This window comes from Streptosporangium sp. NPDC020072 (assembly GCF_040631445.1).
In the GTDB taxonomy this organism is placed as follows: domain Bacteria; phylum Actinomycetota; class Actinomycetes; order Streptosporangiales; family Streptosporangiaceae; genus Streptosporangium.
In genome coordinates, this window is sequence record NZ_JBEYAB010000014.1 from 147,216 (window position 1) to 168,768 (window position 21,553).

Genomic DNA, 21,553 nt, shown 5'->3' on the forward strand with positions numbered 1-21,553 from the left:
GGGCCGTACGGGGCGGGAGGTCCGGATGCCTCGGCGCCCCGGCGCGTCGGCGCCTCAGGCGGAGACCGTCTCGGCCGGGGTCGCCCGGCCTGTCTCCGGGGCGTTCTCCGGGAAGTGGCAGGCCACCTGGTGCCGGGGGGCCAGCTCGACCAGCGGCGGCTCGACCGTCTTGCACACCTCCTGCGCCTTCCAGCAGCGGGTGTGGAAGCGGCAGGCGGGCGGCGGGTTGAGCGGGCTGGGCACGTCGCCCTGGAGCCGGATGCGCTCGCGGTCGTTACGCCTGGCCGGGTCGGGGATCGGCACCGCCGACATCAGGGCGTTGGTGTACGGGTGCATCGGCGTGTCGTACAGGGACTTGCGGTCGGCCAGCTCGACGATCTTGCCGAGGTACATGACCGCGACCCGGTCGCTGATGTGCCGGATGACCGACAGGTCGTGCGCGACGATGACGTAGGTCAGGTCCAGCTCGTCCTGCAGGTCCTCCAGGAGGTTGACCACCTGGGCCTGGATCGACACGTCCAGCGCGGAGACCGGCTCGTCGGCGATGATGAGCTTGGGCTTGAGCGCGAGTGTGCGGGCGATGCCGATGCGCTGGCGCTGGCCGCCGGAGAACTCGTGCGGATAGCGGTTGTAGTGCTCCGGGTTGAGGCCGACCAGTTCGAGGATGTCCTGGACCGCCTTCTTCGTACCCTGCTCGGTCTCGATCCCCTGGATGCGGAAGGGGGCGCCCACGATGGCGCCGACCGTGTGCCTGGGGTTGAGCGAGGAGTAGGGGTCCTGGAAGATCATCTGCATGTCCCGGCGGAGCGGGCGGATCCGCGACGCCGACATGTGGGTGATGTCGTGACCCTCGAAGTGGATCTTCCCACCGGTCGGTTCGAGCAGCCGGGTGATCAGCCTGCCGGTGGTGCTCTTGCCACAGCCGGACTCACCGACCAGGCCGAGCGTCTCCCCCTTGCGGACGTCGAAGGAGACCCCGTCGACGGCCTTGACCGCGCCGACCTGGCGGCGCAGCAGCCCCTTGGTCACCGGGAAGTGCTTCTGGAGCCCCTGGACGGACAGCAGGACCTCGGCCTCGTTCTTGTGGTCCTCGTGCGAGGTCACGCGCCCTCTCCCGTCACTCGCGGGCATACGGTGTGCCCACCGGCTCGCTGGCTACGCTCGCTCACGTGCTCTCCATCATCGGCTTGATCTCGTTGTCCCAGATGGACCGCCGCTCCGCGCGGGGCATGTGGCAGCGGACCAGGTGACCGCCCTCGGTCTCCAGCAGTTCGGGCACCTGTGTGGTGGACTTGCCCTCGGTACGGCCCGCGTAGGCGCACCGGGGGTTGAAGGCACAACCGCTCGGGACGTTGATCAGGGAGGGCGGCGTGCCCTTGATCGGGAGCAGGCGCTCGGTCCGGTCACGGTCCAGGCGGGGCATCGACCCCAGCAGGCCCCAGGTGTAGGGGTGCTCCGGCCGGTAGAAGATGTCCTCCGCGGAGCCGTACTCGACGCACTTGCCGCCGTACATCACCAGGATGTCGTCCGACAGCTCGGCCACCACGCCGAGGTCGTGGGTGATGATGATCAGCGCGGAGTTGAACTCGCGCTGCAGGTCGGTCATGAGGTCCAGGATCTGCGCCTGGACGGTCACGTCGAGGGCCGTGGTCGGCTCGTCGGCGATCAGCAGCTCGGGGTCGCAGGAGAGCGCCATGGCGATCATCGCGCGCTGGCGCATGCCACCGGAGAACTGGTGGGGAAAGTCGTCGACCCTCCTGTCGGGCTGCGGGATGCCCACCCGGCCGAGCATGTCGATCGCGTGCTTGCGCGCGACGGCCTTGCTGACCTTGTTGTGGATCCGGTAGGCCTCGACGATCTGGGCGCCGACGGAGTAGAAGGGATGCATCGACGACAGCGGATCCTGGAAGATCATCGCCATCTTCTTGCCGCGCAGCGTCCGCACGTGGTCGGCGCTGGCGCTGACGAGCTCCTCGCCGTCGAGCCAGATCTCACCGGAGATCTTCGCGCTGCCGCCCTTGTGCAGGCCGAGGATGCCCAGGCTCGTCACGCTCTTGCCTGAGCCGGACTCGCCCACGATGCCCAGGGTCTTGCCCCGGTCGAGCTTGTACGACAGGCCGTCGACGGACTTGACCAGGCCGTCCTCGGTCGGGAAGTGAATGCGCAGGTCGCGCAGTTCGAGGAAGGACTCGGGTGGCTGAGTCGTCATGAGAGCCTCACCCTCGGGTCGACCACCGCGTACAGGATGTCCACGATGAGGTTGGCCAGGACGATGAAGAACGCCGCGAACAGGGTCACCCCCAGCACGACCGGCAGGTCGTTGCCGCGGATCGCGTCGATCACCAGCTTGCCGACTCCCTGGATGGAGAAGGTGCTCTCGGTGAGCACCGCACCGCCCAGCAGCAGCCCGAGGTCGAGACCGAAGATGGTGAGGATGGGGGTCAGCGTGGCGCGCAGGGCGTGCTTGGTGACGACCGTGCGCTCCCTGAGCCCCTTGGCGCGGGCGGTGCGGATGTAGTCCTCACCCATCGTCTCCAGCATGCCCGCCCTGGTGAGCCGTGCGTACAGGGCGGCGTAGAGGAAGGCCAGGGTGATCCAGGGCAGCACGAGCGCCTGGAACCACATGACCGGGTCCTGGGTGATCGGGGTGTAGCTGCCGCCGCCGGGGAAGATCCCGAGCGTGTAGGCGAACACCGACAGGGAGACCAGGCCGGTGAAGTAGATCGGCAACGACACTCCGGCCAGGGCGATCGTCATGGCCGCTCTGTCCAGTGCGGTGCCGCGTTTCAGCGCGGAGATGACACCGATGCTGACACCGGTGACGAGCCACAGGACGGCGGCGCCGAGGGCCAGCGAGAGCGTCGCGGGCAACCGGTCGAGCAGCGTCGGCCAGACCGGCTGGTTGTTGTTGAACGAGAAGCCGAAGCAGGGCGCGGGGCACTCGGCCTTCTTGGGGCCGAGGGAGTAATCCTCACCGGCGACGATGCCCTTGACGAAACGCCCGTACTGCACGAGCAGCGGGTCGTCCAGGTGCAGCCGCTTGACGGCTCCCTGGATCGCCTCGGGTGTGGCGTCCCTTCCCACGTAACGCGACGCCATGCCCTCAGGGGTCTGTCCCAGGGCGCGCGGGATGAGGAAGAAGATCGCGAAAGTGGCCATGCTGACGACGGCGAGCATCAGCACGGCGGCGATCACGCGGCGGACGATGAAAGCGACCACGATCGTTCGGCCGGGATGCCCGGGAGGGTCACTCCCGGGCATCGTCAGGCCTTCACCTGCCTTTGGCTAGCTAGAGAAGGACTACTGCTTGACACCCAGCCACGTGTAGTCGTACATGCCCCAGGCGGGGTGCACGTACGCGTTGGTGAGGCTGGCGGGACGGAAGATCAGCGTCTTCTCGTAGACGAAGGACATGAACGCGGCCGACTCCATGACCTTCTGGTCGACCTGGGCCCAGATCTCGTTGCGGGCGGCGGCGTCGGAGGTCTGGACGCCCTTGTCGAGCAGCTCGTTGATCGACTTGTCGTCGAGCTCCATCATGTTGTAGTTGCCGGAGGGCTTGATGGCCCGGCCGTCGACGATCTGCGACAGGAAGCCGAAGCCGGACGGCCAGTCGGAGCCCCAGCCGGCGATCATGATGCCCAGGTTGTTCTTGTGCACGAAGTCCGGCTTGCCGGCGTACTGCGCGCTCCAGTCACCCGAGGGGTACTTCTTGATCGTGAGCTTGATGCCGACCCGGTCGAGGGAGGCCTGCATCGCCTCGGCGACCTGGACCTCCTTGGTCCGGTCACCGCGGACCGCGATGTTGGTCGAGAAGCCGTCCGGGTGACCGCAGGCCGCCAGGGCCTCCTTGGCCTTGGCCAGGTCGCCCTTGTGGTCGGCGCCGTTCGGGTAGAGGTCGAACGGCTTGTAGCCGACCGTGGTCGGGGTCATCGCGGTGGTGCCGATGTCACCGCCGAGCGGGCCACCCCACGGCGCCTGGGTGGCGACCTTGTCGGTGGCGTACTGCACGGCCTTGCGGCACTCGACGTTGTCGAACGGCGCGACCTTGGTGGACATCATCGCGTAGCGGTTGAAGGGCGTGAACGGGTTGTCCGTCGAGTCCTTCAGCTGCGGGTTGCTGACGACCTTCGCGCGGCCGGCGGGCTGCAGACCGGTGCCGCCCAGGTCGACCTGGATCTGCCCGGCGATCAGGCGGTTGTCGATGTCCTCGGCGTTCTGCTTGTACTGCACCTCGATGCGGTCAGGCAGCTGCTTGCGGGTGGTGTCGGTCGCCTGGTCCCAGTTCTCGTTCCTGACGAGGTTGAGCTGCTTGCCGACCTCGTAGCTCTCGAACTTGTAGGGACCGGTGGAGGCGACGGCCTTCTCGTAGTCGACACCGGTGTCCTTGGCCTGCGGCACCGGGGCGGACTGCGGGTTGGCGACCAGGAAGTCGAACTCGGAGAAGGGCGCCTTGAGCTTGAAGACGACCGTGTAGTCGTCGGGGGTCTCGATGCCCTTGAAGTCGTCGAGGTTCTTGTCCTTGTAGGGACCCTTGTAGTCGCCGGCGTCGAGGTACTGCGCGAAGTACTTCGGACCGTCGGTGAGCTCCGCGGTGAAGTTGCTGCGGGCGATGGCGTACTTGACGTCCGCGGCCTTGACCTCGGTGCCGTCGTCGTACTTGATGCCCTTCTTCAGCTTGTAGGTCCACGTCTTGCCGTCGGCGCTGACCTCGCCGGGGGCCTCGGCCAGGTCGGGGACCAGCTTCAGGCCCTCGGGACCGGGCTTGGCCGCGTAGGTCATCAGGGGGCGGGCGTAGAGCCGGGTGAAGTTCCAGTTCCAGGCGTAGTAGGTGTTGCCCGGGTCGGCGGAGTCCGGCTCGTCGGTCAGCGCGAACTTGAGCGTGCCGCCCTTGGCGTCCGACGGGTTGACGACCTTGGTGTAGCCGTCGTTGTGCTTGGCGGCCGAGGCGTTACCGGTGCCCGTCGAGCCGTTGTTCGCGGGGGACGTGTTGCCACCGCCACCGGCTGTGCCGCCACAGGCGGCGAGCCCCATCGTCAGCACGGTGCCCAGCGCCGCGAGCGCCAGGACGTTGGTCTTCCTCATCGTGGTGGTACACCCCTTGTCATGAGTGACAGTGATATGGAGAAACGGTCGTGTTCCGCTATCGGGCGCGCGGGTCGAGGGCGTCCCTGAGCCCGTCGCCCAGCAGGTTGAAGGCCATGACGGTGATGAAGATCGCGAGGCCCGGAACGATCATGAAGTGCGGGGCGATCTGGTAGTAGTCCACCGCCCGGGTGAGCATGCCGCCCCACGAGGCCTGCGGTTCGTTCACGCCCACTCCGAGGAAGGACAGCGCGGCCTCGAAGAGGATGTTCGTGGGGATGAGCAGCGTCGCGTACACCAGGATCGGCGCCACGAGGTTCGGCAGCATCTCGCGGAAGATGATGTAGCCGTTGCCCGCGCCGAGCGAACGCGCGGCGTCCACGAACTCCCGCTCACGCAGCGACAGCGTCTGACCACGCACGATACGCGCGATGTACGGCCAGCTGAAGAAACCGATGATGAACACGATCACGGCGATCCGCAGGCCGTTGCCGGTCAGGCCGAGCGCCGAGTCGGGCAGCGCGCCCACGATGGCGATGGCGAACAGCAGCAGCGGGAAGGCCAGGAAGATGTCCATCAGGCGGCTGATCAGCGTGTCGACCCAGCCCCCGAAGAAGCCGGCCAGCACACCCATCAGCGAGCCGATCACCACCGACATCAGGGTGGCGAGGAAGGCGACCAGCAGCGAGATCTGGGCACCCGACAGGACCCTGGCGAACAGGTCGCGCCCGTTGACCGGTTCGAGGCCGAACGGATGCTCCAGGCTGATGCCGCCCCAGGCGCCGCTGGGGGCGCTGGTGAGCGGGTCGATCAGGTCGTTGTTCGGAATGTTCGGGTTGTCACCGAACAGCGCGATCAGGCCCCCGAAGGGACGTTCGGCGAAGATGGCGACCAAGGTCAGGAAGGCCACGATGAAGGCGCCGATGATCGCCGCCTTGTCGCGCTTGAGGCGAATCCACGCGATCCGCCCGAGCGAACGGCCTTCGATGGCCTTTCCGCCCGCCCCTTCGAGAACGGCCTCGGGCTGGGCCTCCATGGCCTGCCCGGAGACATCGAGCGGTGCGGTCATACCAGTGGCCCCCTGGGTCCCAGACGACATTGTCCTATTACGCGTGCCCGGGTCGGGTAGCGCGCCTGAAGTCTATGGGCCGTTTGACGGTCCCGTGACGCAGAATCTATGGGCTGATCTGCGCTGACTAGTCCCCTGGCACACCATGTGGCTCAACTGTGATTCATGCGAAATTCATTTGTTTTGATCTTGAAGCGAATGTCCAGAAGCCGTTCGGCTTGTGTCTCAGATTTGTGACATTGCACCCAAGGGGTGACGCTGGGTCATCCGATCCCGCGGCGCTTGAGAATGGCCTCGATATCCGAGAAGTCGTCGTCGGCGGCGGGCGAGGCCCCCCGGGCGCCGGGCTTGGCACCGGTCTGGGCGCCCGGCTTCGCTCCGGCCTGGGGCTGGCGCCGCGGCAGGGGCTGGGTGGCCGGGGACCCGGCGGTGACCCCCGGCGCGGCGGGGGCGGCGGAGGCCGCGGGAGCCGCGGCCGCCTTGGGGGCGGCACGGCGGCGCAGCACGCCGGACACCAGGAACAGCAGCGCGGAAAGCCCCGTGACGGCGACCCCGGACCACACGATGGGGTTGAAGACCAGGCCGGTGAGGAAGCCGGCGATGGCCGTACCCGCCTGCCAGAGCGCGGGCAGCGCACCGGTGAGGTAGGCCGCCATGGGCAGCAGCGACCAGGCCGCCCCTCTCAGTCCCGCGGCCGCGCCTCTGCGGCGCAGCGCCAGGAAGCTCAGCACCAGCCCCACCCCGGTGACCCCGGCGCACAGCGGCAACCACGCGATCTGACCGTACGACAACATGCGGACCGCCCCTCAAAGTCGGCTTACCCGATCCATCCTGGCATGTCGTGCGAGGACCGTTCCTCCTCCCAGCGGAGGGAACGTCCCCTAGGGGGCCGCCGGGGCTCTCTCAGGGAAGAGTCCGGGTGGGTCACAGGCTCGCGGCGGACAGCTCCCGCAGCGTCTCGACGCCGACCTCGCGCAGCGAGCCGACGACCAGGCGCCCGGGGGCCTGCGGGACGGGCAGCACGCTGGGCACGGCCACGACCCGGCAGCCCGCCGCGGTGGCGGAGGTCACACCGTTCGGGGAGTCCTCAAGCACGACGCAGCGGGCCGGGCCGACCCCGAGCAGGCTCGCGGCCAGCAGGTAGGGCTCGGGGTCCGGCTTGGTCCTCGTCACGTCGTCCCCGGTGACGACCCGGTCGAAGTTGTGCCTGCCGATGCCGTCGAGACAGGCCTCGGCGATGGGCCTGAGCGAGGAGGTGACCAGCGCGGTCGGCAGCCCCGCCCGCCGTACGGCCGCCAGCAGCTCGGCGGCGCCCGGCATCATCTCGACCCCCTCGGCGAGCCTGGAGGTCATGCCCTCCAGCATCCAGGCCGCCACGTCCGCGGGGTCCGCGCCGGAGCCGGAGGCCTTCAGCATGTAGGCGACGGTCGAGGGCATCGAACCGCCGACCAGGTTCTCCTGGTCGGTCGGCCTCCAGTCGCCGCCGAGCCGTTCCATCACCTCGCTCTCGACCTGGAACCAGATCTTCTCGCTGTCGACGAGCAGACCGTCCATGTCGAAGAGAACCGCGTCCATACCCTGAAAACCCCTTACACGTCAGACGTTGAAATACTTGGCCTCAGGGTGGTGGACGACCAGCGCGGACGTCGACTGCTCCGGATGGAGCTGGAACTCCTCCGACAGGCTCACCCCGATCCTGGCCGGGTCGATCAGCTGGGTCAGCTGGACCTGGTCCTCCAGGTTGGGACAGGCTGGGTAGCCGAAGGAGTAACGGCACCCGGTGATGTTGACCTTCAGCATGTCCTCAAGCGACTCGTCACCACCGATGCCGAGCTCCGCGCGGACCCGGGCGTGCCAGTACTCGGCCAGCGCCTCGGTGAGCTGCACCGACAGGCCGTGCAGCTCCAGGTAGTCGCGGTAGGCGTCCTTGGCGAACAGCTCGGCCGTCGCCTCGGAGATCCGGCCGCCCATGGTGACGATCTGGAAGGCGACCACATCCGTCTCGCCGGACTCCCTGGACCTGAAGAAGTCCGACAGGCACAGGTGCCGGTCACGGCGCTGGCGCGGGAAGGTGAACCTGGTGCGCTCCCCGCCCGCCTCGTCCAGGACGATCAGCGCGTCCCCCTCGCTGACGCAGGGGAAGTAGCCGTAGGCGACGGCCGCCTCAAGCAGGCCCTCGGTCTGCATCCGCTCCAGCCACATGCGCAGGCGGGGCCTGCCCTCTGTCTCGACCAGTTCCTCGTAGGAGGGGCCCTCCCCGCCCCGCGCGGCCTTCAGGCCCCACTGGCCCATGAAGGTCGCGCGCTCGTCGAGGAAGGCGGCGTAGTCGGCGAGCGGGATGCCCTTGACGACGCGCTCACCGTGGAAGGGCGCCCTCGGCACGGGGTTGTCCGCGGCCACGTCCGAGCGGGCGGGCAGCTCCTCCTCCGGCGTCCTGACCAGTCTCGCCCCGGTCCTGACCCGCCGTTCGCGCAGCTCGGGCAGCCTGGCGCCCTCCTCACCGCGCTTGACCGCCATGAAGGCGTCCATCAGACGCAGCCCCTCGAAGGCGTCACGGGCGTAGCGGACCTCGCCCTGGAAGAGCTCGGCGAGATCCTGCTCGACGTAGGCGCGGGTGAGCGCGGCGCCGCCGAGCAGCACGGGATAGCGCTCGGCGATGCCCCTGGAGTTCATCTCCTCCAGGTTCTCCTTCATGACGACCGTGGACTTGACCAGCAGGCCGGACATGCCGATCACGTCGGCGCCCTTGTCCTCGGCCGCCTCAAGAATCACCGAGACCGGCTGTTTGATGCCGAGGTTGACGACCTCGTAGCCGTTGTTGGACAGGATGATGTCGACCAGGTTCTTGCCGATGTCGTGCACGTCGCCCTTGACGGTGGCCAGCACGATGCGGCCCTTGCTCTCGCCCTCGACCCGCTCCATGTGGGGTTCGAGGTAGGCGACGGAGCTCTTCATCACCTCGGCCGACTGGAGCACGAACGGCAGTTGCATCTGGCCGGAGCCGAACAGCTCGCCGACGGTCTTCATGCCGTCGAGCAGCACGTCGTTGACGATCTCCAGGGCCGGGCGCAGGGCCAGGGCCTCGTCGAGGTCGGTTTCGAGCCCCTTGCGCTCACCGTCGACGATACGGCGCCTGAGCCGCTCCCACAGCGGCAGGGCGAGCAGCTCGGCGGCCCTGTCGGCCTTGACCGAGGCGGCGTCCACCCCCTCGAACAGCTCCATGAACCGCTGCAGCGGGTCGTAGCCCTCCCTGCGCCTGTCGTAGACCATGTCCAGGGCGACCTGGCGCTGCTCGTCGGGGATGCGTGACATCGGCAGGATCTTGGAGGCGTGCGCGATGGCCGCGTCGAGGCCCGCGTTGACGCACTCGTTGAGGAAGACGCTGTTGAGGACCACCCGCGCGGCCGGGTTGAGGCCGAAGGAGATGTTGGACAGGCCGAGCACGGTCTGCACGCCGGGGTACAGCCGCTTGAGCTCCCTGATCGCCTCGATGGTCTCGACGCCGTCGCGCCTGGTCTCCTCCTGGCCGGTCGCGATGGGGAAGGTGAGGGTGTCGACGACGATGTCCTCGATTCGCATCCCCCAGTCCCGGCGCAGGTCGTCGATGATCCTGGAGGCGATCCTGACCTTGTCGGCCGCGGTGCGGGCCTGGCCCTGCTCGTCGATGGTCATGACGGTCACCGCGGCGCCGTGCTCGCGGACCAGCCGCATGATCCTGTGGAAGCGCGAGTCCGGGCCGTCGCCGTCCTCGTAGTTGACCGAGTTGACGATCACGCGCCCGCCGAGCATCTCCAGTCCCGCCTCGATCACGGCGGGCTCCGTCGAGTCGAGCACGATCGGCAGCGTCGAGGCCGTGGCCAGCCGGAAGGCCAGCTCCCGCATGTCGCCGGCGCCGTCACGGCCGACGTAGTCGACGCACAGGTCCAGCATGTGGGCGCCGTCTCGGGCCTGCGCCCTGGCGATCTCGACGCACTCCTCCCAGTCGCCCGCGAGCATCGCCTCGCGGAAGGCCTTTGAGCCGTTGGCGTTGGTGCGCTCACCGATGGCCAGGTAGGAGGTCTCCTGGCGGAAGGGGACGCTCTGGTAGAGCGAGGAGGCGCCCGGCTCGGGACGGGGACGGCGGGCGGGCACCTCGTGGCCGCGCACCCGCTCGACCACCTGGCGCAGATGCTCGGGCGTGGTGCCGCAGCAGCCGCCGACCAGGGACAGGCCGTAGTCGCGGACGAAGGTCTCGTGGGCGGAGGCCAGTTCCTCCGGCGAGAGCGGATAGTAGGCGCCGTCCGAGGTCAGCACGGGCAGGCCCGCGTTCGGCATGCAGGACAGGCGCACCCGCGCGTGGTTGGCCAGATGGCGCAGGTGCTCGCTCATCTCGGCCGGGCCGGTGGCGCAGTTGAGCCCGATGACGTCGACGCCGAGGGGCTCGACGGCGGTGAGCGCGGCTCCGATCTCGGAGCCGAGCAGCATCGCGCCGTTGGTCTCGATCGTCACCTGGGCGATGATCGGCACGTCCCTGCCCCCGTCGGCCACGGCCCGCTTCGCCCCGACGACGGCCGCCTTGACCTGGAGCAGGTCCTGGCAGGTCTCGACGATGAGGGCGTCGGCCCCTCCGGAGATCAGACCGGCCGCGTTGTCGTAGTAGGCGTCGCGCAGCACGCCGTACGGCCGATGCCCCAGGGTGGGCAGCTTGGTGCCGGGCCCGATGGATCCGAGCACGTATCGGGGACGGCCGGGCGCCGACCAGTGGTCCGCGGCCTGCCTGGCGACCCTGGCCCCGGCCTCCGAGTATTCGAAGACGCGTTCCTGGATGTCGTACTCGCCCAGCGCGGCCAGGTTGGCGCCGAAGGTGTTGGTCTCGACGCAGTCGACGCCGACCTCGAAGTAGGCGTCGTGCACGGCGCGGACGATGTCGGGGCGGGTGACGTTGAGGACCTCGTTGCAGCCCTCGTGCCCCTCGAAGTCGTCGAGGGTGATCTCGTGGGCCTGGAGCATCGTCCCCATGGCCCCGTCGGCGACCATCACCCGCTCGGCCAGAGCCTCACGGAAAGACGGGGTGCTCGTCATGGGACAAGACTACTGGGGCCCCTGCGACCGTCACCGCCCCGCCGTACGGCACCGCGGCGGGCAGGACGGGGCGAACGTGCCGTGGCCGTCCTGATCATGCGCACCCCTGGGAAGGTGACGTAAAGGCCCCCTCACAGCATAGGCTTAGCGGGATAGACAGTACGGCGAGGAAACCAGGAGGAGGCCGCGCGTGATCGAACTCGAAGGTCTACCCGAGCTCGTCGACCCGGTGCTGATCGCCGCGTTCGAGGGGTGGAACGACGCGGGCGAGGCTTCGAGCGGAGTGATCGCACACCTTGAGGAGGAGTGGAAGGCCACCCCGTTGGTCTCCTTCGATCCGGAGGAGTACTACGACTTCCAGGTGACGCGCCCCATCGTGGAGATGGGTGAGGGCCTGACCAGGTCCATCACGTGGCCGACGACCAAGCTGTCCTTCGCCCGTCCTCCCGGCGCCGACCGCGACGTGGTGCTGGTGCGCGGCATCGAGCCGAACATGCGCTGGCGCTCGTTCTGCGAGGAGATCGTCGTGATCTGCCGCGAACTGGGCGTCGAGCTGGCCGTACTGCTCGGCGCGCTTCTCAACGACTCCCCGCACACCCGGCCCGTGCCGATCGTCGGCTCGGCGACCGACGAGGGGCTGGCCAGGGCGATCAACCTGGAACTGAACCGCTACGAGGGGCCGACCGGCATCGTCGGCGTGCTCCAGCACGCGCTCGGCACCGCCGGGGTGCACGCGGTCTCACTGTGGGCCTCGGTGCCGCACTACGTGGCGCAGCCGCCCAACCCCAAGGCAACCATGGCGCTGCTCAGCCGGATGGAGGACCTCCTCGACATCCCGATGCCGATGGGCGCCCTGGCGGAGGAGTCGCGGGCCTGGGAGCACGGGGTGGACGAGCTGGCCTCACAGGACAGCGAGGTGGCCGACTACGTCAAGGAGCTTGAGGAGCGCAAGGACGCCGCCGAGCTGCCCGAGGCGAGCGGCGACGCCATCGCCGCGGAGTTCGAACGCTATCTCCGGCGCAGAGATCGCGACGGCGATGGCTGAGACGCCCGCGACATAGTTATAATTGTTTACTCCTTTCTCCACTGATTTAGAGTGATAATCGGTGACCATCCGGGTCTTCCTTCGGGTCGCACCGGGTTGGGAAACCGGTTCACGACGTTTGGACGACCAGGAGAAACACCGTTCTGTAAACACCGGTGAACGGGCCCGTCACCGCGCCGAACATTGTCCACGTGACAGCGCACGTTAGGGCGATCATGGCCACTCCACAGCTCGATCCGCACCAGAAGGCACAGGAGGCGCGACGCCGTGTCCTCGAGATGGCCGTGATCATGAAACGCGAGGACGGTGAGAACGTCCCCTCCTACCCTCAGGTGCGGGGCACGACCCCCGGGCAGGCGGTCGACATGTTCCTCGCCCTGTTGCAGGACCGGCTTCCGGTCTGGGTGCGCATTCTCGACGACCTCATGTATCTCGTCGGAAAAGGGCGGGTGAACGACAACCTGCTGCCCATCGCGAGGGCGGGCATCGACTACTACCTGGAGGTCCAGGCCGCGGCGCTGCCCGCCTTCACCTCCCCCTCGGTCACCGTCCGCTTCCGTGAGGCGATGCGTGACAGCGAGATGGGCCCCATGTCCGAGGTCGTCCCCCTGGCCGAGTACCTCGCGGCCGAGCAGCGGATAGGCCGGATCTCGGCGGACGCGGACCCGCTGGCCAGCGCCCGGCTGCTGCTGGCCGGGTGTTTCCGCCACGCCTACTACGAGATGTTCGTCGGCACCGGTTTCCTGCCGTCGCGGGACGACAGCGCCGAGGAGATCATCCGCGAGCTGCGCCTGGAGCGCGCCCCCGGTGAGGACCCCGCCGGCGGCACCCCGCCGGAGTGAGCCCGCGCACCGGCCGGAAGGCCGGTGCGCACCCTTCGCCCATACGGCCAAGCGGCCCCCACGGGGGTTGGCCGGAGGCGACAATGGGAATCGTGTGCCTGTCCGCCCGCCGACCCGGGGAGTGCGCGTGACCGTCCAGCCGATCCGACTGTTCGCAGACCCGGTGCTCAGGACCGCGTCCGAGCCGGTGACCGACTTCGACCGCGAGCTGCGCGGCCTGGTCAAGTCGCTCCAGGCGACGTTGCGCGCGGGCTCGGGCCGAGCCGGTCTGGCCGCCCCGCAGATCGGCGTCTCGCTGCGGGTCCTCGTCTACGAGCTCGACGGCAGGTCCGGGCATCTGGTCAATCCGCGCATCGAGGCGTCAGAGCGCAGAATCGTGGCCGATGAGGCGTGCCTGTCGGCGCCCGGCCTCTGGTGGCCGCTGGAACGCTCCTACATGGTCACGGCCCGTGGCCGCGACATGTTCGGCAAGCCCGTGACCGTCCGCGCCCTGGGGACCCTCGCCCGGGTCCTGCAGCACGAGGCCGACCACCTCGACGGCGTCCTGTTCGTCGACCGGCTCCCCGAGGAGGAGCAGGAACGGTTCTTCGCCGCCAACTCGTGACTTGTCAGACGGTAACCCCTCTGATAAGGTCGCCCGGTTGCAGTCGTAGTTCTCAGCAAGCCTTATCATCTCAAGTGCTCAATGAGGTCCGCCGACGGCGGGCTTTCCGGTTTCTCCCGATGGTTTCGTGGGTGCAGGCGAGGCCCGCAACGCAGCCCCGAACCGCCGGCTTGGCGGTCCGGTGAGGCTCCCGACGAGGAGAAGTGGGTTTTGTCCGAAGGTACCGTCAAGTGGTTCAACGCCGAAAAGGGTTTCGGATTCATCGCGCCGGATGACGGCAGCGCCGACGTTTTCGTGCACTACTCGGCCATCGACTCCAGGGGCTACCGCTCCCTGGAGGAGAACCAGCGGGTCAGCTTCGTCATCACGCAGGGCCAGAAGGGTCTGCAGGCCGAGCAGGTCCGGATCGTCTGACCCTGACCTCAGGTCTCCCGCCGGAGCACCGGATTGCCTTCCGGTCGCACGTCCCGGCCTCGGGCCCGTGCCGCTCTCCGCGGCACGGGCCTGCGCGTTCTCAGAGTTCGACGCCGAGCAACGCGTCGGTGATGCCCTTGACGAGCCCGGGCGCCTGCGGATCGGTGCCGCCGTCCGCCAGCGCCCGCTCCGCCCAGCCGTCGATCAGCGCCAGCGCCCCCGGGGCGTCCAGGTCGTCGGCGACCCTGGCCCTGACCTCCTCAAGCAGGTCACGCGCCTGGGGACCGGTCTGCAGCCCGGTCGCCGAGCGCCAGCGGGCCAGCCGTACCTCCGCGGAGGCCAGCTGGTCGGGGGTCCACTCCCAGTCGGCGCGGTAGTGGTGGGCCAGCAGCGCCAGCCGGATGGCCATCGGGTCGGCCTGCCTGCGGAGCTTGGAGACGAAGACCAGGTTGCCCTTGGACTTCGACATCTTCTCGCCGTCGAGGGCGACCATTCCCGCGTGGACGTACGCCTTGGCGAAGGGCCACTCCCCGCAGGCCACATGGCCTTCGTGGGCGCCGCACTCGTGGTGCGGGAAGATCAGGTCGGAGCCGCCGCCCGCGACGTCGAACCCGCTGCCCAGGTTGGCCAGCGCGATGGCGGTGCACTCGATGTGCCAGCCCGGCCTGCCCCTGCCGAGGAGTGAGGACCAGGACGGCTCACCGGGACGCTCGGCGCGCCACAGCAGCCAGTCGAGCGGGTGTTTCTTGCCCGCCCTGTCCGGGTCGCCGCCGCGCTCGCGGGACAGGGTGAGCATCAGCTCCTCCGGATATCCGGAGACGGCGCCGAACTTGGGCGCCGCCGCGACGTCGAAGTAGACGTCACCGTCGAGCTCGTAGGTCGCGCCCTTGTCGCGCAGGCGCTCGATCAGCTCGGCGACCTGGTCGACGACCTCGGTCACCCCGACGTACTCGCGCGGCGGGAGGATCCGCAGCGCCTCCATGTCGGTCCTGAAGAGCTCGATCTCACGCTCGGCCAGCTCACGCCAGTCGACGCCGGTCAGCTCCGCCCGCTCAAGCAGCGGGTCGTCGACGTCGGTGGCGTTCTGGGTGTAGTGGACCTCGTGACCGGCGTCCCGCCAGGCGCGGTTGACCAGGTCGAAGGCGAGGTAGGTGTTGGCGTGCCCGAGGTGGGTCGCGTCGTACGGCGTGATGCCGCAGACGTACATCCGCGCCGTCGGGCCCGGCCTGGTGGGGCCGGTCTCCCCGGAGGCGGTGTCGAACAACCGCAACGGGACACCGGCACCGGGAAGCCGAGGGACCTTCGGCGCAGACCACGATCTCATGTGATGAGCCTATCCAGCAGACAGACCGTCCCGGTCAGGCAGGGACGGTGGGTGGTACAGGGGCACTTTCTCAACCTCGGCGACCCCGTGGATCATTCCGGCAGGACGCGGCGGAAGGCCGCCGGGTCCCGCGGATCGCCGGTGAAGTCGTAGCGGACGCCCTCGGCGGACAGCCCGAGCAGGGAGACCGACAGCGAGCCGAAGACGCGTCCGTCGGGCAGCTCATGCCGGACGATCATGGCCCGGGGATCGTCCCTGGCCAGGCCCGCACCGGTGGCGGCCTCCCGCCACTCCCGCCAGGGGCCGCCGAGGGTGTCCGGCCTGGTCGCCTTGGCGAACAGCGGGCGGAAGAAGGCGACCCGCTCGTTCTCCTCACCGCGCTCCCAGCCGCTGTTGACGATCATGTGCGTTCCTCCGGGGAGCTCCTCGTCCCACAGCCCGGTCCCGTCCCAGTGCCACAGCCGGACTCCGCTCCGGTCGGCCAGGACCAGGTGGAAGGGGTCGTAGCCCGCGGGGTCGAGGCCCGTGAGACCGCCCTCGGCCGCGGCCGTCAGCGGCAGCCCCCCACGCGAGATCCTGCCCTCCTGCGGGGCGGGCACGCCCTGCCCGTTGACCAGCGCGGCGATCCTGCCCTCCGCCGGATGCACGGCGAGCCAGGTCCCGCCCGCGAGCAGGTCGCGTCCGCCGAACAGGCCCGGCCAGTGCGGCCCCGGGGGCGACCACGGCCGGTCGACGAACTCGTCTCGCACTCCGACCATGATCAGGGGAACGTCGGCGCCGGGATCGACGCTGACCACAACCGTGCACATGCCCGGCAGGCTACGCCCCCGCCGCCGGACGGGCCGGACCGGGGTCCCTCGGATCAGGGCCTCGGATCAAGAACCTCAGATCGGGGGCCAGGGAATGGCGGGCCAGTCCTGGGAGGGCAGGGGGTGCAGGCCGGTGTCGAGGAGCCTGCGAACCCGTTCGCCCGTCGCCTGGACCTCGGCGGGGGTCAGCAGCTCGCGCAGCCGGCGGCCGAGACCTCCCTGTTCCAGGTCACGTTCGAGACGGGCCAGGACGTTCACGGCCTCGCGCGACAGCGGCTTGCCACGCCACTGCCACAGCACGGTGCGCAGCTTGTTCTCCGTGGCGAAGCAGACCCCGTGGTCGACGCCGTGGACGTGCCCCCCGGGCAGCGGAAGCAGGTGGCCGCCCTTGCGGTCGGCGTTGTTGACGACGGCGTCGAAGACCGCCATCCGCCGCAGGGAGGGCTGGCGGCTGCGGATGAGGACCATCAGGTCGGCGTCGGGGTCGGCGTCGATCCACATCTGGCACATTCCCGGGCCGAACGGGCCGTCACGGTAGACCGTCGGCGGGACGATCCGCCAGCCGGTGGCCGCGGAGACCTCGAAGGCGGCCACCTCGCGGGCGGCGAGAGTGCCGTCGGGAAAGTCCCACAGCGGGCGTTCTCCACGCACCGGCTTGTACACGCAGGCGGCGGACAGGCCGCCGAGCCGGACCGAACAGTAGAGCGTCATGTTGCTCGCCTCGACCAGACGGCCCTCGACCTCCAGGTGCCCGTCGCGGAGCAGACGCAGAGCGGTCTCGTCGTCCAGTCCCGCCATGGGAGCCGCGCTCAGCGTGAACTCGCCCTCGGCACTCATTCGCCTCCTTCTGCCTGTGAAGCGCTCCTACCCCGGTAACCGTTGAGACGCACGCAAATATGCCCATCCGCGTCGAGAGGCTGGCCGCACAACGGACACGGTGGGCGTCCTGCGGCGACCAGGGCCATGGCGCGCCTGGTGAAGGCCCTGGCGGCGGCGGGACTGATGTGCACGCGCAGCACCGCGGGCTCCGACAGCGGGGAGGGCTCGAAGTCCTCCTCGTCCTCCGCGACGGCCTCCTGCGCCTCGATGACCACCTGGGCGGTCTCCGCGTCCCAGGCCAGGGCCATGGCGCCCACCCTGAAGTCCTCGCTGATGGGCACGTCGAGCGGGTCGTTGTCCGTCAGCGCGGCGGGGGCGGCGGCGGGCACCTGGGCCCCTCCGCGCCGCAACACCTCGTCGAGCAGCTCGTCCAGCCGGTCGGCCAGCGCGGCGACCTGGAACTTCTCCAGCCCGACCGTGGTCAGCCGGCCCTGCCCGCGGGCCTGCAGGAAGAACGCTCGCGATCCCGGTTGCCCCACGGCACCGGCCACGAATCTCTCAGGTGGGTCGTAGTCGAAGACCGGCATAGCCCTGACCTTACGTGGTCCCGGCACCGCCGCCGACCGCGGCGTCGCTCTCGGTGAGGTTTTGTCCCCCGTCCTTCTCCCCCGCTCCGTCCTGGGTTTCCTCTGGCGGGCGCAGCCCGGCGACCTCTCCGCCCAGGTCGTTGAGCCTGAGCACGAAGGGGCGCAGGGGGGTGTAGCGGATCGCGGTGAGTGAGGCGGGGTCGGCGGTTATCCGCTGGAACTGGTCAAGGTGCAGGCCCATCGCGTCCGCCACGATGGCCTTGATCACGTCTCCGTGGCTGCAGACGAGATAGACCCCCTTCGGGCCGAGCCGCTCGTTCCACTCCCTGACGGCGCTCACCGCCCGGTGCTGTACGGCGGCCAGCGACTCCCCGCCGGGGAAGGTCACGGCGCTCGGATGGGTCTGCACGACCCGCCACAGGGGCTCCTTGGCCAGCTCGGCGATCGGGCGGCCGGTCCAGTCTCCGTAGCGGCACTCCCCGAACCGCTCGTCGGTCACCACCTCGGTCTCCCGCCCGGCCGCCACGGCTCCGGCCGTCTCCTGGCAGCGTTCCAGCGGGCTGGAGACGATCGCGTCCAGCTCCAGCGGGCCCAGCCGTACGGCCAGAGCCTCGGCCTGGGCCCGGCCCGCGTCACTGAGGTGGAGTCCTGGCGTCCAGCCCGCCAGCACGGGACCGGTGAGGGGGGTCAGGCCGTGTCTGGCCAGCAACAGGGTCGTCACGCGGGCAAGTCTTGCAGGCCTCGCTCCACTACTTTTAACCGGCCGGGCGGTACCCTGGCCGGATCATGGAGCAGCGCTATGTGGGCCGGAGCGGCCTGTCGGTGTCCCGCCTCGGACTCGGGACGATGACATGGGGACGCGACACCGGCGCGGAGGAGGCCACGGCGCAGCTCCGGACGTTCGCCGATGCCGGGGGCACCCTCATCGACACCGCGGACGTCTACTCGGGCGGCGAGGCGGAGCGGCTGCTCGGGCGGATGATGCGGGACTCGGTGCCCCGTTCCGAGCTGGTGATCTCGACCAAGGCCGTGCTCACCCCGGCCGGGCACAGGCCGCGCGACGCCTCAAGAAGGCACCTGATCGCGGCCATCGACGCCTCCCTCGGTCGCCTCGGGATCAACGAGGTCGACCTGTGGCAGCTGCACGCCTTCGACCAGGAGGTGCCGCTTGAGGAGACCCTGGCCGCGGTGGACGCCATCGTGTCCTCGGGCAGGGCGGCCTACGCGGGTGTCTGCGGCTACACGGGCTGGCAGCTCGCGGCGGCGGCCGTCAGCCAGCGGGCGGTCCCCGGGCGGACGCCGATCGTCGCGGCCCAGGTCGAGTACTCGCTGCTGGCGCGGGAGGCCGAGCGTGAGCTGGTCCCGGCGGCCGAGCACGTCGGCGCGGGGGTACTGGCCTGGTCGCCCCTGGGCAGGGGGGTCCTCACCGGCAAGTACCGCACCGGCATCCCCGCCGACTCCCGGGCCGCGACCCCGCACTTCGCCGACTTCGTCACGCCGTACCTGGACGAGAGGTGCCGGCGGGTCGTGGAGTCGGTGACGACCGCGGCCGAGGGGCTGGGGGTCTCGCCGCTGTCGGTCGCCCTGTCCTGGGTGCGGGACCAGCCGGGGGTCGCGGCGGCGATCGTCGGCGCCAGGACCTGTGCCCAGCTGACCGGGGTGCTCCAGTCGGAGGACCTCGTCCTGCCGGTGGAGATCAGAGAGGCTCTTGACGACGTCTCGGCGGACTGAGGAACTCGGAACGAGGAAAGCGAGCCCGAACAGAACGAGAATCCATCTCGCGTATCACTACTCGATACCGAATGGCAACTTTACGTGGAAAACCCTGGCCTCCCCACAAAACTGTCAATGGTGACAGGAGGGGCACTCAGGTGTCAGCGACGTTCCGTCACCGATGCACAAGGGGGACAATTGCGAACCGCGATCTCCGTCGGCGCCCTGGCGCTGACACTCGGCGGCGTACTGCTCGCCGTCGCACCCGCCCCCGTGAGCGCCGTCACCCAGGCGGGTGACTGTGAGGGCGGCGGGCTTCTCGGCGGGGTGACCGGCGGTCTGTGCGAGGCGGTCGGCGTCCTGGGCAACACCGTGAGTGCCACCGCGAACGACACCGTTAGTGACACTGTGAGTGACGCTGTGGGCGGCACCCTGCTCGGCGGCGTCGTCGTGGACGACACCGTGAACGTCACCATGAGCACCACCGCGGGCACCACTGTGAGCGACACGGCGGGGGGCCCGCCGGACGACACCATGAGCGCCGCTCCGGGCGGCGCCATGAGCAGTGCCACGAGCGGCCCCGCGAACGGACCGGCCGGCGGCCCCTCCCCCGGTGTGGAGGGCTACGGCTACGGACAGAACGCGGAAACCCCACCGCATACCGAAAAAGCCGGAAAGAGCAAGAAAGACGATAACGCCAAAAAAGGCGATAAAATCGGAAAGGCGCAGAGCGGGGCCGACGTGCTGGACGCGGAGAGCGTTCTGGACCAGCCCCAGCCGTCCGTCCTTCCCGAGACCGTCCCCGAGATCCTCGTGACCCCCTGGGGCGAGGACACCGCGGACGTCCAGGACGTCCCCGACATCCAGGATCCGGCGGACAACGACGTCCTGCCGTCCCAGAACCCGGGCGGCGCCTGTTCCCCGCTGTCCGACTCTCCCGGATGTGCGGGCACCTCGGCGAACCCGGCCCACAAGACGACACCGTCCCCGCACGCCTCCCCGAGCCCCCGGCCCTCCCACGCCGGCGGCACCGTGCCCGCGGAGGAGGCCACGCGGCGGCAGGCGGGCGAGCAGGCGCGTCCTCCGCAGACCCGCAGGCGCGTGGCGGAGACCGACGGGGGCGGCGAACGCGGCGGCAGGCGTGGGGAGGCCACCGGCTCCGAGACCCCGCCGCCCACGGTCGACGCCGAGGCGCCCCGGCTCGAACTGCTGTGGCCCGCGGGCCCGGTCATGCGCAGGTTCCAGCGGGCCGTCACACCGACCAAGACACCGGACCCGCTGGGCACGGCGTTCACCGCCGTGCTGCTGCTCGCGGCGATCCTCGCCGTCCGCCTGCTGTACGTCAGGCGGATCGGCGAGAAGTCCATCCCGCTTGAGCCGCTGCGGATGAAGCGGCACAGGACGGCCTGAGCCGCCGGTCAGCCGATCGCGTGCACGCCGCCGTCGACGTGGACGATCTCCCCGGTCGTCGCGGGGAACCAGTCGGAGATCAGTGCCAGGCAGGCCTTGGCCGCGGGCACGGTGTCGCGCAGGTCCCAGCCGAGCGGTGCCTTCTCCGGCCAGCTGTCCTCGAACTCGGCGAAGCCCGGGATGCTCTTGGCGGCCATCGTGCGCAGCGGCCCCGCGGCCACCAGGTTGACCCGGATGTTGTGCTTGCCCAGGTCACGGGCCAGATAGCGGGAGCAGGACTCAAGCCCGGCCTTGGCCACGCCCATCCAGTCGTAGACCGGCCAGGCCTTGCTGGCGTCGAAGTCGAGCCCGACGACCGCGCCCCCCTCCTTCATCAGCGGCAGGCAGGCCACGGCGAGGGACTTGAACGAGTAGGTCGAGACGTGCACCGCGGTGGCCACGTCCTCCCACGAGGTGTTCAGGAAGTTTCCGCCGAGGCAGCTCTGCGGGGCGAAGCCGATGGAGTGCACCACGCCGTCGAGGCCGTCGAGGTGCTCGCCGACCCGGTCGGCCAGCGAGTCGAGGTGCTCGGTGTTCTGCACGTCCAGCTCGATCACCGGCGGCGTCTCGGGCAGCCGCTTGGCGATGCGCTCGACCAGGCTGAGCCTGCCGAAGCCGGTCAGCACGACCTGTGCGCCCTCCAGCTGGGCCAGCTTGGCGACGGAGAACGCGATGGAGGCCTCGGTCAGGACACCGGTGACCAGGATGCGCTTGCCTTCGAGAATTCCCATT

20 protein-coding genes are annotated in these 21,553 nt (G+C 69.5%); 6 read left to right on the top strand and 14 right to left on the bottom strand.

The genetic code is table 11. The annotated features are described in order from the left end of the window. Positions 1-54: 54 nt before the first annotated feature. The 8 genes from ABZ470_RS30935 to metH all read right to left on the bottom strand — a co-directional run bounded on the left by ABZ470_RS30935 (position 55) and on the right by metH (position 11,215). Entirely contained in the window at positions 55-1,104 is a 1,050-nt protein-coding gene (locus ABZ470_RS30935; protein WP_352013106.1) for a dipeptide ABC transporter ATP-binding protein, read from the bottom strand. Positions 1,105-1,165: 61 nt separating this feature from the next. Next, positions 1,166-2,209: an ABC transporter ATP-binding protein gene (locus ABZ470_RS30940; RefSeq protein WP_352013107.1), complete on the bottom strand. Its 1,044-nt coding sequence runs from the start codon at positions 2,207-2,209 to the stop codon at positions 1,166-1,168. Beyond that, entirely contained in the window at positions 2,206-3,219 is a 1,014-nt protein-coding gene (locus ABZ470_RS30945; RefSeq protein WP_352013236.1) for an ABC transporter permease, read from the bottom strand. Before ABZ470_RS30945 ends, ABZ470_RS30940 begins: the two co-directional genes overlap by 4 nt. An 81-nt stretch (positions 3,220-3,300) precedes the next feature. Next, on the bottom strand, positions 3,301-5,085 hold the full coding sequence (locus ABZ470_RS30950; RefSeq protein ID WP_362915859.1) for an ABC transporter substrate-binding protein: 1,785 nt from the start codon (positions 5,083-5,085) through the stop codon (positions 3,301-3,303). Between the two features lie 58 nt (positions 5,086-5,143). Beyond that, entirely contained in the window at positions 5,144-6,154 is a 1,011-nt protein-coding gene (locus ABZ470_RS30955; protein ID WP_352013109.1) for an ABC transporter permease, read from the bottom strand. 263 nt (positions 6,155-6,417) lie between these two features. Next, a complete protein-coding gene (locus ABZ470_RS30960; RefSeq protein ID WP_362777422.1) occupies positions 6,418-6,948 on the bottom strand; it encodes a cellulose synthase in 531 nt (176 codons plus the stop codon). 130 nt (positions 6,949-7,078) lie between these two features. Continuing rightward, entirely contained in the window at positions 7,079-7,729 is a 651-nt protein-coding gene (locus tag ABZ470_RS30965) for an HAD family phosphatase (protein WP_362915861.1), read from the bottom strand. Positions 7,730-7,750: 21 nt separating this feature from the next. Then, positions 7,751-11,215, bottom strand: coding sequence for a methionine synthase (gene metH, locus ABZ470_RS30970; protein WP_362915863.1), 3,465 nt, complete (start codon positions 11,213-11,215; stop codon positions 7,751-7,753). 190 nt (positions 11,216-11,405) lie between these two features. On the opposite strand from metH, the gene ABZ470_RS30975 reads away from it, so the two are divergent. The 4 genes from ABZ470_RS30975 (at position 11,406) to ABZ470_RS30990 (ending at position 14,120) form a co-directional block, all read left to right on the top strand. Further along, positions 11,406-12,260 carry a PAC2 family protein gene (locus tag ABZ470_RS30975; RefSeq protein ID WP_352013113.1) on the top strand — a complete coding sequence of 285 codons (855 nt, stop codon included), beginning with the start codon at positions 11,406-11,408 and terminating at the stop codon, positions 12,258-12,260. A 191-nt stretch (positions 12,261-12,451) separates the two neighbouring features. After that, positions 12,452-13,102 carry a hypothetical protein gene (locus ABZ470_RS30980; RefSeq protein WP_352013114.1) on the top strand — a complete coding sequence of 217 codons (651 nt, stop codon included), beginning with the start codon at positions 12,452-12,454 and terminating at the stop codon, positions 13,100-13,102. Positions 13,103-13,229: 127 nt separating this feature from the next. Then, positions 13,230-13,706, top strand: coding sequence for a peptide deformylase (gene def, locus ABZ470_RS30985; RefSeq protein ID WP_352013115.1), 477 nt, complete (start codon positions 13,230-13,232; stop codon positions 13,704-13,706). A 210-nt stretch (positions 13,707-13,916) separates the two neighbouring features. Then, positions 13,917-14,120 (top strand): cold-shock protein, encoded by a 204-nt coding sequence (locus ABZ470_RS30990; protein WP_352013116.1) that lies wholly within the window; start codon positions 13,917-13,919, stop codon positions 14,118-14,120. Positions 14,121-14,220: 100 nt separating this feature from the next. Here ABZ470_RS30990 and mshC read toward each other — a convergent pair whose 3' ends face one another. The 5 genes from mshC to ABZ470_RS31015 all read right to left on the bottom strand — a co-directional run bounded on the left by mshC (position 14,221) and on the right by ABZ470_RS31015 (position 18,380). Next, complete coding sequence (gene mshC / locus ABZ470_RS30995; RefSeq protein WP_362915866.1) at positions 14,221-15,444, bottom strand: cysteine--1-D-myo-inosityl 2-amino-2-deoxy-alpha-D-glucopyranoside ligase; 1,224 nt, start codon at positions 15,442-15,444, stop codon at positions 14,221-14,223. Positions 15,445-15,536: 92 nt separating this feature from the next. Continuing rightward, entirely contained in the window at positions 15,537-16,253 is a 717-nt protein-coding gene (locus tag ABZ470_RS31000) for an NRDE family protein (RefSeq protein ID WP_362777410.1), read from the bottom strand. Positions 16,254-16,328: 75 nt separating this feature from the next. Then, a complete protein-coding gene (locus tag ABZ470_RS31005; protein WP_352013119.1) occupies positions 16,329-17,090 on the bottom strand; it encodes an SCO1664 family protein in 762 nt (253 codons plus the stop codon). Continuing rightward, positions 17,087-17,659, bottom strand: coding sequence for a DUF3090 domain-containing protein (locus tag ABZ470_RS31010; RefSeq protein ID WP_352013120.1), 573 nt, complete (start codon positions 17,657-17,659; stop codon positions 17,087-17,089). Before ABZ470_RS31010 ends, ABZ470_RS31005 begins: the two co-directional genes overlap by 4 nt. Positions 17,660-17,669: 10 nt before the next feature. Beyond that, positions 17,670-18,380, bottom strand: a complete 711-nt coding sequence (locus ABZ470_RS31015) for a histidine phosphatase family protein (protein ID WP_352013121.1) — start codon at positions 18,378-18,380, stop codon at positions 17,670-17,672. 65 nt (positions 18,381-18,445) lie between these two features. Here ABZ470_RS31015 and ABZ470_RS31020 point away from each other — a divergent pair, with 65 nt between their 5' ends. Both ABZ470_RS31020 and ABZ470_RS31025 read left to right on the top strand, forming a co-directional pair. Then, positions 18,446-19,390 (top strand): aldo/keto reductase, encoded by a 945-nt coding sequence (locus ABZ470_RS31020; protein WP_362915868.1) that lies wholly within the window; start codon positions 18,446-18,448, stop codon positions 19,388-19,390. A 180-nt stretch (positions 19,391-19,570) separates the two neighbouring features. Further along, a complete protein-coding gene (locus ABZ470_RS31025; protein ID WP_362915870.1) occupies positions 19,571-20,782 on the top strand; it encodes a hypothetical protein in 1,212 nt (403 codons plus the stop codon). 8 nt (positions 20,783-20,790) lie between these two features. Here ABZ470_RS31025 and fabI read toward each other — a convergent pair whose 3' ends face one another. Then, complete coding sequence (fabI, locus tag ABZ470_RS31030; RefSeq protein ID WP_352013124.1) at positions 20,791-21,552, bottom strand: enoyl-ACP reductase FabI; 762 nt, start codon at positions 21,550-21,552, stop codon at positions 20,791-20,793. Between the last annotated feature and the right edge of the window lies 1 nt (position 21,553).

What these genes read in the sequence shown, in the direction of transcription:
- ABZ470_RS30940 (WP_352013107.1), bottom strand. Translation starts at nt 2,209, where the DNA reads ATGACGACTCAGCCACCCGAGTCCTTCCTCGAACTGCGCGACCTGCGC.
- ABZ470_RS30950 (WP_362915859.1), bottom strand. Translation starts at nt 5,085, where the DNA reads ATGAGGAAGACCAACGTCCTGGCGCTCGCGGCGCTGGGCACCGTGCTG.
- ABZ470_RS30955 (WP_352013109.1), bottom strand. Translation starts at nt 6,154, where the DNA reads ATGACCGCACCGCTCGATGTCTCCGGGCAGGCCATGGAGGCCCAGCCC.
- ABZ470_RS30960 (WP_362777422.1), bottom strand. Translation starts at nt 6,948, where the DNA reads ATGTTGTCGTACGGTCAGATCGCGTGGTTGCCGCTGTGCGCCGGGGTC.
- ABZ470_RS30965 (WP_362915861.1), bottom strand. Translation starts at nt 7,729, where the DNA reads ATGGACGCGGTTCTCTTCGACATGGACGGTCTGCTCGTCGACAGCGAG.
- metH (WP_362915863.1), bottom strand. Translation starts at nt 11,215, where the DNA reads ATGACGAGCACCCCGTCTTTCCGTGAGGCTCTGGCCGAGCGGGTGATG.
- mshC (WP_362915866.1), bottom strand. Translation starts at nt 15,444, where the DNA reads ATGAGATCGTGGTCTGCGCCGAAGGTCCCTCGGCTTCCCGGTGCCGGT.
- ABZ470_RS31000 (WP_362777410.1), bottom strand. Translation starts at nt 16,253, where the DNA reads ATGTGCACGGTTGTGGTCAGCGTCGATCCCGGCGCCGACGTTCCCCTG.
- ABZ470_RS31005 (WP_352013119.1), bottom strand. Translation starts at nt 17,090, where the DNA reads ATGAGTGCCGAGGGCGAGTTCACGCTGAGCGCGGCTCCCATGGCGGGA.
- ABZ470_RS31010 (WP_352013120.1), bottom strand. Translation starts at nt 17,659, where the DNA reads ATGCCGGTCTTCGACTACGACCCACCTGAGAGATTCGTGGCCGGTGCC.
- ABZ470_RS31020 (WP_362915868.1), top strand. Translation starts at nt 18,446, where the DNA reads ATGGAGCAGCGCTATGTGGGCCGGAGCGGCCTGTCGGTGTCCCGCCTC.
- fabI (WP_352013124.1), bottom strand. Translation starts at nt 21,552, where the DNA reads ATGGGAATTCTCGAAGGCAAGCGCATCCTGGTCACCGGTGTCCTGACC.